We start from the raw sequence: 13,755 nt of genomic DNA, 5'->3' as shown, positions 1-13,755 counted from the left end.
AACCATATACGCGCAGCTCACAGCACATAATTCGTTGCAACAGTCCTGAATTTAACGCAACGAGACGGCAGCCTTCGTTGCAATGAGATGGAAGCGAACGCTATGCTGGGGGCATCACGGAGCGGGAAACGGCGCACGAAGGAGACCGCGATGCCGGGAGGCAGGCTCACCCAGCAGGAACGCCAGCAGATCGCGCTGGGACTGGCCGACGGCCTCGCCTACGCGGAGATCGCCAGGCGTCTCGACCGGCCGACCTCGACGATCACGCGCGAGGTGATGCGCAACGGCGGCCCCGCCTCCTACCGCGCCGACCTGGCCCATCGCGCCACCGAACGGCGCACCCACCGTCGCCGGCCGGCCGCGCCCCGGGGAACGGAGGCGCCTCCGCAGGCCCACGGGCGCGACCCGGAGGCCATGCGCGAGTACGAGGAGCTGTTCACCACCGTCCTCATAGGGTCGGGCACGCCCGCGATGATGGCCCGGGTGCTGGCCTGTCTCACCCTCACCGACGCGGGCAGCCTCACCGCGTCCGAACTCGTCCAGCGCCTCCAGGTCAGCCCGGCGTCCATCTCCAAGGCGATCGCGTTCCTGGAGAGCCAGGGCCTGGTGCGCCGGGAACGCGACGAACGCCGCCGCGAGCGCTATGTCGTCGACGACGACGTCTGGTACCAGTCGATGATGGCCAGCGCCGAGGCCCTGCTCCAGGTCGTCGCGATCGCCCGGCAGGGCGTCGGCGTCCTCGGCCCGGGCACACCGGCCGCCGCCCGCCTGGAGAACATCGCCCGCTTCCTCGACTTCGTCCGCGAGAGCACCACCCGCGCGGCGGAACAGGCCCGCGAGATCCTCTCCACGCCGCCCGAGGCGCCCTCCGCCTGACCACGGCGACGACGAGCGCCCGCGAGGCCTTGCCTCCCCCCGGCGAAGACCCGGGTCGCCCATGGCTGAGGCCCGGGTCGCGGAACCCGGGCCTCAGCGGTCGTCAGACGGTCCGTCCACTCGGCGGCCGGTCGGCCGCGTCGGTCACAGCGTCACCTGCCTGCCTCCCAGCGTCACCACGAGGCGGCCGTCCGAGGCGAAGGACCAGCCGAGGGCGCCCGGGTAGGAGGCGCACCGGGAGCCGTTGGCACCGGTCCAGAACTGGTTGGTGCCGTCGGCGTCGCCGACGGTCTTGTCGTTGGAGCCGCTCACGCCGAACCTGCACGAGGTGTTGCCGCGGAACACCGAAGTCCCCGCGTCCCACGAGTAGTTGCGCTGGGCGTTGTCGATGCTCAGGTTGTTCGACACGGCCATGGAGCCGGGGTTGCTGTTGTACGTGAAGCCGTGCTTGCCGTTGTGGAACGCGATGCTGCGCCGCACGACGTGGTTCACGGCGATGTCGTCGCCGCCGAGCTTGAAGCCGTTGCGGTCGCCGTTGGAGTTCACGGTGCCGTCGGAGAGGGTGCCGTTGTCGTAGGACAGGGAGTCCTCGATGGTCACCGGGCCGATCGGGCCGGTGTCCGTCTTGGTGTAGAGGTCCCAGCCGTCATCGATGTTGTTGTGGGAGACGGAGTATCGGAAGACGTTGCCGGCGCCGGTGGTGAGCTTGGCGGCGAATCCGTCGGCGTCCTCTCCGTCGGAGTCGGCGTTGTCGTGCGACTCGGCGCTCAGGACCAGGTTGTCGGAGGGCCACTGGCTGCTCGGTGTGGTGGAGGCGATCCGGCCGAGCTGGAGTCCCGTGTCGCGGTTGTACGCCGTCACCGTGCGCTCGATGACGTTGTGGCTGCCGCCCACGTAGATCCCGTTGTCCCCGGCGTGCTGCACGGCGATGCCGTACACGTGCCAGTACGAGCCGAAGAGCTGCAGCCCGCGGTTCGACGCGCTCTCGCTCTGCGCCGAGAAGTCGAGGACCGGCTTCTCGCCCGGGTAGGCGGACAGGGTGGTGCGGGCGGCGGCCGTGCCGTTGCTGGTCTGCGGGACGGTGACCGTGGAGGCGTAGGCGTACGTGCCGCCGCGCAGGTAGATCGTCCCGCCCGCGGACACGCGGCTGATCGCCGAGGTCAGGGTGGTGGGCGCGGTCTGGGTGCCGGCCGCGCCGTCGACGCCGGCCGGCGAGACGTAGATTGCGCCGCCGGCGGGCGGGGTCGTACCGCCGTCGGAGGTCGCGGCGTCGACGTAGTCGACGTTGGGCAGCCCGGCGGACGTGGTCGGAGTGAGCCGGATCGTGTTGCCGCCCGCGTTCAGGGTGACCGTGAGGGTCTTGGTGACCCACGTCGACCAGGCGCCGGTGGCCTCGAAGGACGGGGTCTGGACGGCGGTGCCGTTGACGACGAGCGAGGCCGGGCGGGCGCCGGCGGCCCCGTTGGCGAAGCGAACGCTCAGGGTGGCCGTGCCGGCCGTGGCCGCGTTCACCGTGAACTGGGCATAACCGCCGGTCGAGTTGGCGCCGTTGCAGAATCCGCTGCCGGAGTAGCCGGTCCAGTCGGAGTCGATGGTTCCGGTGCAGACCGCCGGGGAGGCCTCCGCCTCGTAGCGGGCGGTGGCGGCCTGTGCCGTGGGGCCCGAGAGCGCGACGAGCGCGCCGGACACCAGACTGACGCACGCCATGACGGATCTCAGCTGCATGTTCATCTCCAGGAACGGGGCGAGTGCGGGTCGGCCGAACTGGAAAGCGCTTTCTCCCGGAAGTTAAGGGGCCGATATGGGCACGTCAAGTGTCGTGTACTTGATTTCTGTTCACATGGATGGACGCACAAGGAGTCGTCCCCAGGGCCCTCAAGGGATCCGTGCAGGAGCCTCACACAGACTGCACACAGTCTTGCGAATGACTCGTTAGCGTGACGGCCGTTCGATCCCACGTGCGAACGTGACCAGGTCGCGGCCCCCCACGGGGTGTCGGCACGTCAACTCAGGAAGACCGCAATGGACTACTGCTCCTCGTGTCGTCGGCATCTCAACGGCGCCCTGGTGTGTCCCGGGTGCGGGGCCTACGCACCGGACATCGCTCCGGTCACGACCCACGACCGCGTCGTCCCGGCCCGGGTGGCGCAACCGGCGTACACGACCACGTACACGGACCCCACGCCGTGGACGGAGCCCTCCCGCGGTCCGGCCTCCACCGCATCGCACACGTCGTCTTCCTGTGCGGGGTCTTCCTACGGGTCGTCGCCCTACGCATCACCCGATGCGTCGTCCGCGTCGTCCGCGTCGTCCGACCCGTCGCCCCTCGCGCCCTCGGGGTCCGGGAGCGCGCCCGACGTGGAGCCGGCGCCGGACGCGCCGCGGGGACGGGCCGCACGACGGCGGCAGCTGGCCCGCTGGAAGAAGCACCAGCGCCGGGCCGTCGTCGCGACCGCCGTCGCCCTCGTCGGCGGCGGGCTGACCGTCGCCGCGCTGGACCGGCAGGGCGGCGACCGGACACAGGCGGCCGCCGCGCCGGAGCTCCCCACCTCGTCGGGCGGGGAGGAACCCACCTCCGACCACACCCGCCCCACGGTCACCCGGTCCGACGCCCACCGGCCCGATCCCGCCACCCTCGCGTCGCAGTCGCCGGCGACCGAGCTCGGGGGCGAGCGGTACGCGCCGTCGGACCCCCGCCCCGGCGCCGCCGCGTCCGCGCCCCGGACCCGCACGAGGGGACAGTCCGCCTCGGGGCAGGGCACGGGCACCTCGCCCTACGGCGCCTCGGTCGCCGCTCCCGGCGGCTCGACCGGGCAGCAGTCCTCCACGTCGTCGGGGTCGTCGGGGACCTCCGGGTCGTCCGGGTCGTCCGCGAACGGCGGCACGGGCGCGTCGAGTTCGACCTCCACGCCGAACTCGTCGTCGGACGCGGCCTCTCAGTCGACCACCGGCTCCGGCTCGAACTCCGGCGCGGGCACGTCGTCGTCCCGGACGAACCCCGCGCCGGCGGCGACCTCCCCGTCGGAGGTCTGTCTGCTGGGCCTGCTCTGCCTGAGCTGAACCGGCCGTCGCCGAGCCCGCCCGCCCCGCCTTCGCGGGCTCGGCCATGTCCGTGAACCCCACCGGAACTTATCCGGTCGGCCGGTAGTTTCTACGTTGCTGTAGATGTTGCCGCACCTGTGGTGCAGATACCGAACCGAACCGACCGTCTGGAGTTCTCATGGCCCTGTGGGACCGCTTCAAGGAGTCCGCGTCGACGATGCAGACCCAGCTCGTGGCGAAGAAGAACGACCTCAAGAGCGGCGCCTTCCGCGACGCGAGCATGGCGATGTGCGCCCTCGTCGCGGCGGCGGACGGCACCGTCGACCCCGCCGAGCGGCGTCGCGTGGCGCAGCTGATCGCCACCAACGAGGTACTGCAGAACTTCGACGCCACGGACCTCCAGCGGCGCTTCGACGACAACCTGAACAAGCTGACCACCGACTTCGACTTCGGCAAGGTGAGCGTGCTGCAGGAGATCGCCAAGGCGAAGAAGAAGCCGGCCGAGGCCCGCGCCGTCATCCAGATCGGCATCGTGATCGGCGGCGCCGACGGCGACTTCGACAAGACCGAGCAGGCCGTGGTGCGCGAGGCGTGCTTCACCCTCGACCTGCCGCCGCACGAGTTCGACCTCTGAGTCTTCCGCCGGTCCTCAGCCGGACCGCCGCCCGCGACGCCGGGCTGCCGGGCTCGTCCCGGCCGGCCCGCGGACCCGCGGTGCGGGAGGGCTCGTGCGCTCTCCCGCACCGGTCAGCCTGCGTCCGTCAGACCGGTCGCACGGTCGTGCTCGTCCCAGCGGACCTCCAGGACGCGGACGACGGCGTCGCGGTCGAGCGGCCCGAAGACGTGCGGGAACAGGGTGCTCTCCGGCACGCCGGGCGGCGGCGCCGGGGCGGCGGCCTCCCATTCGCACCGCGCGGTGAGCCGCGCCTCGTCCAGGACGAGAGCCAGCAGGGGCCGGGGAGCGGTGCGGTAGAAGGCGCCGGCGATCGTGAGCGTGGTCTCCTCGTCGGGCGAGCAGTGCACGAAGCCGTCCCGCGCGAGGGAGACCGGCGCATAGGGCCGGTCGGGGGCCGCGTTCCACTCGTCGAGCGGTACGACGTGATAGATCATGTTGCTGTTCTCCCGTGGGACGTCCTGCCGACCGCCGCGCTTCCGGGCGCGGGTCGGACACCCGGGTCGGACACACCGGCCGGATCACGATGTGGTCCCCGACACAGACCCCGCATGCCAACCTGTGCTACCGTGATAAAAGTGGCAGTTTCGGTTACCAGAGGCTTTTGAGTGCTCTTCGACCATACGTCGACGGGCACTCTTTTTGTTTTTGGGGCTTTCCTGATCCTGCGACGCCGGGTCCGCAAGGTGTGGACTCCGGGCATTGCCCCAAAGGAGATACAGCATGGCATCTGGCACCGTGAAGTGGTTCAACTCGGAAAAGGGCTTCGGCTTCATCGAGCAGGAGGGTGGCGGCCCGGACGTTTTCGCCCACTACTCGAACATCGCCACGTCCGGCTTCCGTGAGCTTCAGGAAGGCCAGAAGGTTACCTTCGACGTGACGCAGGGCCAGAAGGGCCCGCAGGCGGAGAACATCCTCCCCGCCTGAATCGTCTGACGTCTGTTTCAAGCGGACGACACGGCCGGGGCCCGCACTCTCGAGTGCGGGCCCCGGTTCATGGTGTCGCCCTTTCGAGGAAGGTCACGGATGAACCGCAACAGCTCCGTCCGCTCCCGTACGGACCGGCGCCAGAGCGCCCCGTCCCGTTCGGCCAAGGCCGGGCGGAACGGACGCGGGAGCAGTCCCGCCGCGTCCGGTGGCGAGTTCGCCGTGCCCGTCACCCTCACTCCGGGACTGCCGGCCGTCGAGTCGTTCAGCGAACTCGACATGCCCGAGCAGCTGCTGACCGCCCTCGGCGCCGAGGGCGTGACCACGCCGTTCCCCATCCAGGCCGCCACGCTGCCGAACTCGCTGGCCGGCCGGGACGTCCTGGGCCGCGGCCGGACGGGCTCCGGCAAGACCCTCGCCTTCGGGCTGGCCCTGCTGGCCCGCACCGCCGGGCAGCGGGCCGAGCCCCGTCAGCCGCTGGCCCTGGTCCTCGTCCCCACCCGTGAGCTGGCCCAGCAGGTCACCGACGCCCTCACCCCCTACGCCCGCTCGCTGCGGCTGCGGATCGCCACGGTGGTCGGCGGACTGTCGATCGGCCGTCAGGCGAGCGCCCTGCGCGGCGGCGCCGAGGTCGTCGTGGCCACGCCCGGACGTCTCAAGGACCTCATCGACCGGGACGACTGCCGACTCGACCGGGTCGCCGTCACCGTCCTCGACGAGGCCGACCAGATGGCCGACATGGGCTTCATGCCGCAGGTGACGCAGCTGCTCGACCAGGTGCGCCCCGGCGGCCAGCGGATGCTGTTCTCCGCCACCCTGGACCGCAACGTCGACCGGCTGGTGCGCAACTACCTGAACGACCCGGTGGTCCACTCCGTCGACCCGTCGGCGGGCGCCGTCACCACGATGGAGCACCATGTGCTGCACGTGGAGGACGAGGACAAGCACGCCACGACGACGGAGATCGCCGCCCGCGACGGACGCGTGATCATGTTCCTGGACACCAAGCACGCGGCGGACCGGCTGGCCAAGAAGCTGCTGGCGGTCGGGGTGCGCGCGGCCTCGCTGCACGGCGGCAAGTCGCAGTCCCAGCGCAACCGGACCCTGGCCCAGTTCAAGGACGGTCACGTCAGCGTGCTGGTGGCGACCAACGTCGCGGCCCGCGGCATCCACGTCGACAACCTCGACCTCGTCGTCAACGTCGACCCGCCCGGCGACCACAAGGACTATCTGCACCGCGGCGGCCGCACGGCCCGCGCGGGCGAGTCCGGCACCGTCGTCACGCTGGTCCTGCCGCATCAGCGCCGGGAGATGACGCGGCTGATGGCCGACGCCGGAATCACCCCGCAGACCACCCGGGTCCGCTCGGGCGGCGTCGAGCTGAGCCGCATCACCGGCGCGCAGGCGCCCTCGGGCGTCCCCGTCGTCCTCGCTCCGCCGGCCGTCGCCGAGAGCCGTCCCGCACGCAGCGGCGCGGCGCGCAAGGGCTCCGGCTCCGGCCGGGACGGCGGCGCACGGGGCAACGGCGGCGGTGAGCACAACGGCTCCGCTCCCCGTCCGCGGCGTGGACGCCCCGCTCAGGGCCGTCGGCGCTCGGCCACGGGCGGCAACGGCACGGGCGGCCGCTGAGGCGACCCGTCCGGGCTCGGCCGCCGACGCCCTCCGCCCGCGTGGGCGCCACCGGCACGTCGGCGTGACCGCGGCCCGGACCGTGCTCGGTCTGCAGCCGGGCGACGAACTCCGTGTGCCGGGTGAGCGGCGAGGAGCGGAGCGGGCTCTTCCCTTCGGCTGCGACCGCCAGGCCCGGGAGCGTCAGCCGGCGAGCGCGGCGTACGCCGCGTAGGGCAGCAGGATCGCGGGGAGGGTCAGCAGCCGGGGCCGGGCCGGACGGCCGGTCCGCAGCGGCCCGAGGCCGTCGAAGAGGACGAGCAGCAGGACGACGAACGCCGAGGACGCCACGAGCGCGATCAGGACGACGCCGCTGTTCTCGATCTGGTCGTATGTGCACAGACCGAGGTCTCGGCGGCGGAGGTCGCCGTAGTCGCAGTGCCCGTGGGCGAGGTACCAGCGCTCGCACAGCACGACGACGGCCGTCGGGAGACCGATCAGCAGGTGCACCGCGAGCGGCGGCAGAAAGCCGCGCAGGGCGGTGAGTGCGGTACGCATCCGTGCATCCCATCAGGCAGGCGGCCCCCGGGCTGTGACGCGGACCACTGCGCCGGTCGCAGACCTGTCACAGCGCACCGACCGTCCGTCCCCTCCCCTCGCTGCCCGAACCACCCGCCGTCCCACGGGAGTCGCCCTCGGCCCCGGTCAGCGGACCGGCGAGCCCGAGCGGACCCGGCACCCGGCACCCGGCGGGCCGTGCGCCTACCCGCCCGCCGCCGGCCGCCGCTCACGGCTCCAGCGCCTGGCGCAGCTCCCCCCTGCGGCGGATCCCCAGCTTCTTGTAGGTGCTGGTCAGGTGGGTCTCCACCGTGCGGCGGGCCAGGTGGAGCAGATGCGCTATCTCCGTGTTCGTACGGCCCTCCGCCGCGAGTTCGGCGATACGGCGCTCGCTGCTGGTGAGGGCCGCCGAGCCGGTGTGCGCCGACGTCGTGCGACGGGCTCCCGCGGAGCGCAGGGCCTGCTCGGCGTGGGCCAGCAGACGGAGGTTGCCCAGCCGTTCGGCGCGTTCGGCGCCCTCCCGCAGGTGCTCGCGGCCCCTGACACGGTCGCCGGCGCCGGTCAACTGGCGGCCGTGGGCGAGCAGCGAGGCCACCAGTTCCGCCTCGGCCGGGGAGTCGCGCAGCACGGCCACCGCCTCCGCGCCCAGTTCCAGGCCCCGCCGGCCGCGGGTCGCCCGGCCCAGGACGCGCAACGCCCGTCCCAGGGTCCGCGGGGTGCCCCACACGCGGGCCAGCCGCAGTTCCTCCGTCGCCAGGGTCAGCGCCTCCTGTGCGTTGCCCAGCGCCAGCCGGCACTCCGCGGCCGCCGTCCGCCACGGTGTGACGACGGGGCTGAGGACGGCGCGCGCGGACTGACGGCGGCCGCACTCCAGGAAGTCGTGGAGGGCGCCGGGGACGTCCCCCTCGGTGAACCGCAGCACGCCCCGCGCGTAGAGGAAGCGGTTCAGCTCCCAGGAGTCGGGGGCGTCCCGGAGGTCGAAGGCGTCCGCCAGCCGGCGGGCTTCCTGCGTCCGGCCCGTCTCCACCAGGGCCAGCAGGGCGTGCGCGTCGGCGTTGGCCGGACCGCCGGCCACGCGCCGGGTGGAGTGGGTCGCGAGCAGGACGCCGTACGCGCCGCGCGCCGCCGCCGTGTCCCACCTGGTGTCCAGCAGGGCCTGGGCCATCGGGTGCAGCAGGGAGGGGTGCTGTCCGGCCAGGCCGCGTTCGACGAGCCGGTCCGCCTCGTCGAGTTCGTCGGCCCACTGGGCCACCGCCGCGGCCGTGCCCAGCAGGAACGGCTCGGCGAGGGGGTCGGCGGGCTCGGTCAGCAGGGAGCGCATGCGTCGCATCGCCTCCCGGGCCGTGATCTCTCCGGCCGACGCCGCGTACCGCACGAGCAGCGCCCGGCCGGAGGCGCCGACCAGCTCCGGGGAGCGCTCCGCGTTCTCGGTCACCCAGCGGTAGGCCTCGCCGCGGACCGTCTGGTCCTGGTCGGACAGGAGCGCGGACGCCGTCTGCAGCGTGTGGGCCAGGCCGGCGTGGCCGTCCGCGAGCCGCGACTCGAGCCGGCGCAGCGCCGCAACCGCCGTACGGACCTCCCCGCGGCCGGCGAGGGCGGTGCCCAGGGCGATCGCCGTGCGGACCTGGTCGCGGGGGGCCGCGGGCAGGTCCAGTGCCTCGGACAGCCGCGGGATGCCGCCCGGGGCGTCGGCGCTGGCGTACTCCAGCGAGCCGAGCTCCGTGAGCATGCGCTGGCGCAGGTCGTCGGGCAGCGGCTCCTGCAGGGCTCGGCGCAGATAGCGGACGGCGTCGTCGGGGCGTCCCTCGCGGGCGGCGACGGCGACGGCGTCGCGCAGCACGCGCAGCGCCCAGGGCAGGCCGGTCGGCGCGCTGCCCAGCAACTGCCGTGCCACCGCGTCGATGTGGTCGCCGCGGCGCAGCATCGCCTGGGCGACCGCCCGGTGCACCTCCTGGCGGCGGGCGGTGGACCAGCCGGCGAGGACGGCGTCCCGCAGCAGGGGGTGCGCGTACCGGGGGCGGCCGGACGGGTCGGGACGCAGCACTCCCAGCCGCGTCATCGCGGTGAACCAGCCGGTGACGCGGGCGGGGTCCGCGCCGCAGGCGTCGGCGCCGAGGGCCGCGAGGGCGGTCCCGGGGGCCGCCGGATACGCGCTCCCGCCGTCGGCGTACTCGGCGTACTCGGCGTGTTCGGCGTGGTGTTCGGCGTGTCGGGGGTGGACGCCGTACTCGTCGTGCGCGGCGGTCGTCGCCCGTGCCGGACGGGCCGCCGACCCGTCAGTCCCGTCAGTCCCGTCAGTCCCGTGCGCACGTTCCGCACGTTCCGACGGGGCCACCGGTTCCAGCGCCGCGAGCGTCCGCGCCACCTCCGCCGTCGCCGGTCCCGCGTTGTCGAGCCACCAGGAGACGGCGGCCGGATAGGACCCCGGGTACAGCGCGGCGCACGTCGTCGGGACGGCCGTCGGCGGCGGGGCGCCGTCGAGGTCGTCGAGGAGGGCGTGCAGGAGCAGGGGGATGCCCGCCCCGGCCCGTACGCAGTCCGCCGTCCACCGGTCCGGGGCGGCCGGGAAGGCCACCCGGACCACGCCGGCCGAGGCCTCGTCGGTGAGCGGCGCCAGGGCGTGGGTGCGCACCAGGGACGGCGAGAGGGCGTGCGCGAGCCCGGCGGGGCGCGGCGCGATGTCGTACTGACTGCGCTCGGTGGCCACCAGCAGAACCGGTAATCGCTCGATACGGCGGGCCGCCTCCACGAACCAGCGGTGCGAGGCCTCGTCGGCGAGGTGGACGTCGTCGACGGCCATCATGAGCGGCGCCCGGTCCGCGTACGAGCGCAGCAGCCGCCACAGCCGCGCCGCGCTCCCCCGGTCCTCACCGCCGGGTGCGACGTCCGCGAACTCCGGTACGGGGCCCAGGAGATGCAGGACCGAGGAGAACGGCACCGCGGTGTCCTCGGGGGAGCAGCGGGCGCGCAGGACGCGCAGGCCGACCCGGTTGGCGTGCGCGGTGGCGGCCTCCAGCGCGGCGGAGCGGCCGGTGCCGGTGGCCCCGCGCAGCAGGACGAGCCGGCCGGCGCCGGCACGGGCCCGCTCGATCTCCGCGGCGAGCAGTGCGTGGGCGTCGTCGCGTTCCCGCAACGGTGCGGTCATGCCTGCCTCCTGCTGTCGGGTACATCGGACATGTACGGGTTGCGGACGTGCCGTTCGGCCCGGCCGGCCGGGGTCGTTGTGGCGAGGCTCACGAAGCCCCTCAGCGGACCCGGTCTCAGGCCGTTGACCTGCGAAGACACCGTCGAACCACGGTGTTCGGGGGCTTGCTCTCGTGGTCGGCCTCGTGGTGCTCCACGATTGCGCTCGCCACGTGGGGCGCAGAAGTCTGGACCATGCCCACCCGCCACCGGTCCCCGTCGGACCGCGGATCCGTGAACATGGGGGAAACGGTTGCACAGCTCATCTCGGACACCGGAGACCGGCGCCCGGCGGCGGATTCCCGTGGCCGTCCAGGCGTCCGACCCGATCTCCCGCGAGGGCGCCGTCGGCCAGTTGCGCGGGCGGCCTGAGGTCGAGGTCCGCGAGGACCTCTCGTCCGCACCCGGCACGGTGGCGCTGCTCGTCGAGGACACCCTCGACGAGGCGGCGCTGGCCCGGCTGAGGCGCATCGTGCGCAGCGAGGGTTCCCGCGCGGTGCTCGTCGTGGGCACGATCCGCGAGACGGAACTGCTGGACGTCATCGAGTGCGGCGTCGGGGCCATCGTCTGGCGCCGGGAGGCCACCGCGCACCGGCTGGTGCAGGCGGTGGTGGCCGCGCAGCGCGGTGACGGCGACCTGCCCGCCGACCTGCTCGGCCGGCTGATCAGCCAGGTGGGCACGCTGCACCGCGGTGCGGCGGGCCGGCCCGGCGCCCCCTCCCTGGGACTCGCGCCCCGGGAGGTGGACGTCCTGCGGCTGGTCGCCGAGGGCCTGGACACCGGAGAGATCGCCAGCAAGCTGTCCTACTCCGAACGAACCGTCAAGAACGTCATGCACGGACTCACGACGCGGTTGCATCTGCGCAACCGGGCGCACGCGGTGGCATATGCCCTCCGGGAAGGCTACATCTGACCGAACGGGCAATCGAAGGCGGACACGCGGGCAGCCTCCCTGCCCGGCCGCCGACCCCGGCGCGCCTCTCGGAACCCGGCCCGTCCGGGGCACGATCGGTGAGCGGCGGGCGCGGCAGGGCACACGGGCAAGGCCGTCGAACAGGCAAGGCAGTTGAGGAGCACGACGGTGATCCACGAAGTGGACGAGGTCCTCAAGGGCCTGCTGGAGGGCGGCGCGCTGGCGGGCTCCGGCATCGACGTGTCGTTCGAGGCCCCGACCCGCGACTGGGCCGCCCGGCGCAACGCCCCTGTGATCAACACCTACTTGTACGACATCCGCGAGGACGTCTCGCGTCGGCAGCGCGGCCAGATGGCGGTGCGCGACGAGCGGGACATCGTCGTCAAGCGCCGCCAACCGCCGCGCTGGTTCCGGCTGTCGTACCTGGTGACGGCGTGGACGCGGACGCCGCAGGACGAACACCGCCTGCTGTCGGCGGTGTTGGCGACACTGCTGCCACGCGAGCTGATCTCCGCCGACGAACTCCCGGGCGCTCTCGGTGCGCTGGGCCTGGCGATGCCGGTGACGGTGGCCGGCATCCAGACCGAGTCCCGGTCCCTCGCCGAGATCTGGTCCGCCCTGGGCGGCGAGCTCAAGCCGTCCCTGGACCTGGTGGTCACCGCGCCGTTCCCGGCCTACCCCGAGTACGACGCCGGGCCGCCGGTCACCGAGGGCGCCGTCGTCCGCGTGCGCGGCATCGACGGCGACCCCCCGGAGTCCGGCGAACGCGCCCACCGACCCCACCAGGTGGCCGCCGCCCGCGCCGCCCGCGAGGCAGCGTCCCCCCGCCCGGACGAGCGGTGACCGGGGCCTGCACGGAGCAGGACGACGTCGACGCCCGGACCGCCGCGGACGACGCGTCCTTCCCGCCGCCGATCACCCTCGCCGCCCGCGGGAGCGCCGCCGGGCCGGAGGGCACCGCCGCGCTGCTCGCCCGGCTCGCCGCACTGCGGGACGGGGTCGCCGCCCTCGTCGACCGCCGCGCCGCCGCCGACCCCACCGCCGCCGACCCGCTGCGCGGCCTGTACCTCTCGGACGAGGCCGTACGCCACCACCTCGCGGGCGGGACGGCCGCCCCCGCCGACGGCCTCGCCCCGGCCGGCCACGACGCACGTGCCGGTCACGACGCCCTGACCGGCCTCGCCGTCCGGCTCCGCCTCACCGACCTGGACGCCGCGATCTTCCTCGTCGCGCTCGCCCCCGACCTGGACCGGTCCTTCGAACCGCTCTACGGCTACCTCAACGACGACGTGAGCAGACGGCGCGCCACCGTCGGACTCGCCCTCGACCTGTGCGGAACGCCCGCCCACCTGGCCACGGCCCGGGCCCGGTTCCACGCCTCGGCGCCCCTGCGCGCGTACGGACTGCTGGACGTCGAGGAGCCCGAACGGCCCTTCCTGTCGCGCTCGTTGCGCGTGCCCGACCGGCTGCTCGCCCACCTGCTGGGCGACGACACCCCGGACGCCGCCCTGCACGGCCTGCTGCATCCGCTGCCCCCGGCGCTGCCCGACGCCGAGGACCTCGCCGACCTGCTGGCACACCGCCTGCGCACGGGCCGGCCGCTCACCGCCTACCTGCGCGAACACCGCGAGGGCGACGGCCTCGCCGCGATCGCCTCCGCTCTGCGGACCGCGGGCGTCGACGCGCTGCGCTTCACCGGCGCCGAGGACCGCGTCCCCGAGTTGCTGCGCGAGGCGCGGCTCGGCGGGGCGGCGGTCGTCCTGTCCGGTCTTCCGGAACGGCCCGGCCCGCTGATCGGCGCGCTGACGGACGCACCCGACGTCACCGTCCTGCTCACCGATCCGCGCCCCTACGACCCGCACTGGGCCGCCCGCGACCCGCTCGTGCTGGAGGCGCCCCGCCGCCGGGCGGGCGGGACGGCGGCCTGGGCCGCGGCGCTCGACACGGCGGGCGCACCCGTCGCGGCCTTCGACCT

General features: G+C 73.8%; 11 protein-coding genes and 1 pseudogene. 8 read left to right on the top strand and 4 right to left on the bottom strand.

Going from position 1 to position 13,755, the window contains the following annotated elements; translation table 11 throughout:
- The first annotated feature begins 150 nt into the window (after positions 1–150).
- Positions 151–876: a helix-turn-helix domain-containing protein gene (locus tag BG482_RS38185; RefSeq protein WP_069773810.1), complete on the top strand. Its 726-nt coding sequence runs from the start codon at positions 151–153 to the stop codon at positions 874–876.
- Positions 877–1,020: 144 nt separating this feature from the next.
- On the opposite strand, the gene BG482_RS38180 is transcribed toward BG482_RS38185, so the two are convergent.
- Positions 1,021–2,601 (bottom strand): CBM35 domain-containing protein, encoded by a 1,581-nt coding sequence (locus BG482_RS38180; protein ID WP_069773826.1) that lies wholly within the window; start codon positions 2,599–2,601, stop codon positions 1,021–1,023.
- A 633-nt stretch (positions 2,602–3,234) separates the two neighbouring features.
- On the opposite strand from BG482_RS38180, the gene BG482_RS44420 reads away from it, so the two are divergent.
- Together BG482_RS44420 and BG482_RS38170 are read left to right on the top strand one after the other, a co-directional pair.
- A complete protein-coding gene (locus BG482_RS44420) occupies positions 3,235–3,936 on the top strand; it encodes a hypothetical protein (RefSeq protein ID WP_079142654.1) in 702 nt (233 codons plus the stop codon).
- Positions 3,937–4,096: 160 nt separating this feature from the next.
- Positions 4,097–4,552: a tellurite resistance TerB family protein gene (locus BG482_RS38170; protein ID WP_069773808.1), complete on the top strand. Its 456-nt coding sequence runs from the start codon at positions 4,097–4,099 to the stop codon at positions 4,550–4,552.
- 113 nt (positions 4,553–4,665) lie between these two features.
- Here the strand turns inward: BG482_RS38170 and BG482_RS38165 are convergent, their stop codons facing one another.
- Positions 4,666–5,028 (bottom strand): DUF952 domain-containing protein, encoded by a 363-nt coding sequence (locus BG482_RS38165; protein WP_069773807.1) that lies wholly within the window; start codon positions 5,026–5,028, stop codon positions 4,666–4,668.
- A 286-nt stretch (positions 5,029–5,314) separates the two neighbouring features.
- Here BG482_RS38165 and BG482_RS38160 point away from each other — a divergent pair, with 286 nt between their 5' ends.
- Both BG482_RS38160 and BG482_RS38155 read left to right on the top strand, forming a co-directional pair.
- On the top strand, positions 5,315–5,518 hold the full coding sequence (locus BG482_RS38160) for a cold-shock protein (RefSeq protein WP_057577999.1): 204 nt from the start codon (positions 5,315–5,317) through the stop codon (positions 5,516–5,518).
- Positions 5,519–5,617: 99 nt separating this feature from the next.
- Positions 5,618–7,147 (top strand): DEAD/DEAH box helicase, encoded by a 1,530-nt coding sequence (locus BG482_RS38155; RefSeq protein ID WP_069773806.1) that lies wholly within the window; start codon positions 5,618–5,620, stop codon positions 7,145–7,147.
- 183 nt (positions 7,148–7,330) lie between these two features.
- On the opposite strand, the gene BG482_RS38150 is transcribed toward BG482_RS38155, so the two are convergent.
- Both BG482_RS38150 and BG482_RS38145 read right to left on the bottom strand, forming a co-directional pair.
- Positions 7,331–7,684, bottom strand: a complete 354-nt coding sequence (locus tag BG482_RS38150; protein ID WP_069773805.1) for a hypothetical protein — start codon at positions 7,682–7,684, stop codon at positions 7,331–7,333.
- Positions 7,685–7,913: 229 nt separating this feature from the next.
- Complete coding sequence (locus BG482_RS38145) at positions 7,914–10,829, bottom strand: AAA family ATPase (RefSeq protein WP_069773804.1); 2,916 nt, start codon at positions 10,827–10,829, stop codon at positions 7,914–7,916.
- Between the two features lie 291 nt (positions 10,830–11,120).
- On the opposite strand from BG482_RS38145, the gene BG482_RS38140 reads away from it, so the two are divergent.
- The 3 genes and pseudogenes from BG482_RS38140 to BG482_RS38130 all read left to right on the top strand — a co-directional run.
- Positions 11,121–11,780, top strand: a complete 660-nt coding sequence (locus tag BG482_RS38140; RefSeq protein ID WP_069773803.1) for a LuxR C-terminal-related transcriptional regulator — start codon at positions 11,121–11,123, stop codon at positions 11,778–11,780.
- Positions 11,781–11,948: 168 nt separating this feature from the next.
- On the top strand, positions 11,949–12,623 hold the full coding sequence (locus BG482_RS38135; RefSeq protein ID WP_069773802.1) for a DUF4255 domain-containing protein: 675 nt from the start codon (positions 11,949–11,951) through the stop codon (positions 12,621–12,623).
- Between the two features lie 71 nt (positions 12,624–12,694).
- Positions 12,695–13,755 (top strand): annotated as a pseudogene (locus tag BG482_RS38130) (ATP-binding protein); the annotation flags it as partial.

The sequence above is a fragment of the Streptomyces sp. LUP30 genome (genome assembly GCF_001746365.1).
GTDB lineage: Bacteria > Actinomycetota > Actinomycetes > Streptomycetales > Streptomycetaceae > Streptomyces.
The sequence above is the reverse complement of the archived record's forward strand: the minus strand, read 5'-3'. Positions and strand labels throughout refer to the sequence as shown.

Bases quoted from the DNA above. Each gene is read 5' to 3' on its own strand.
- BG482_RS38155 (WP_069773806.1), top strand. From the start codon at position 5,618: ATGAACCGCAACAGCTCCGTCCGCTCCCGTACGGACCGGCGCCAGAGC.
- BG482_RS38165 (WP_069773807.1), bottom strand. From the start codon at position 5,028: ATGATCTATCACGTCGTACCGCTCGACGAGTGGAACGCGGCCCCCGAC.
- BG482_RS38180 (WP_069773826.1), bottom strand. From the start codon at position 2,601: ATGCAGCTGAGATCCGTCATGGCGTGCGTCAGTCTGGTGTCCGGCGCG.
- BG482_RS38160 (WP_057577999.1), top strand. From the start codon at position 5,315: ATGGCATCTGGCACCGTGAAGTGGTTCAACTCGGAAAAGGGCTTCGGC.
- BG482_RS38150 (WP_069773805.1), bottom strand. From the start codon at position 7,684: ATGCGTACCGCACTCACCGCCCTGCGCGGCTTTCTGCCGCCGCTCGCG.
- BG482_RS38145 (WP_069773804.1), bottom strand. From the start codon at position 10,829: ATGACCGCACCGTTGCGGGAACGCGACGACGCCCACGCACTGCTCGCC.
- BG482_RS38185 (WP_069773810.1), top strand. From the start codon at position 151: ATGCCGGGAGGCAGGCTCACCCAGCAGGAACGCCAGCAGATCGCGCTG.
- BG482_RS38170 (WP_069773808.1), top strand. From the start codon at position 4,097: ATGGCCCTGTGGGACCGCTTCAAGGAGTCCGCGTCGACGATGCAGACC.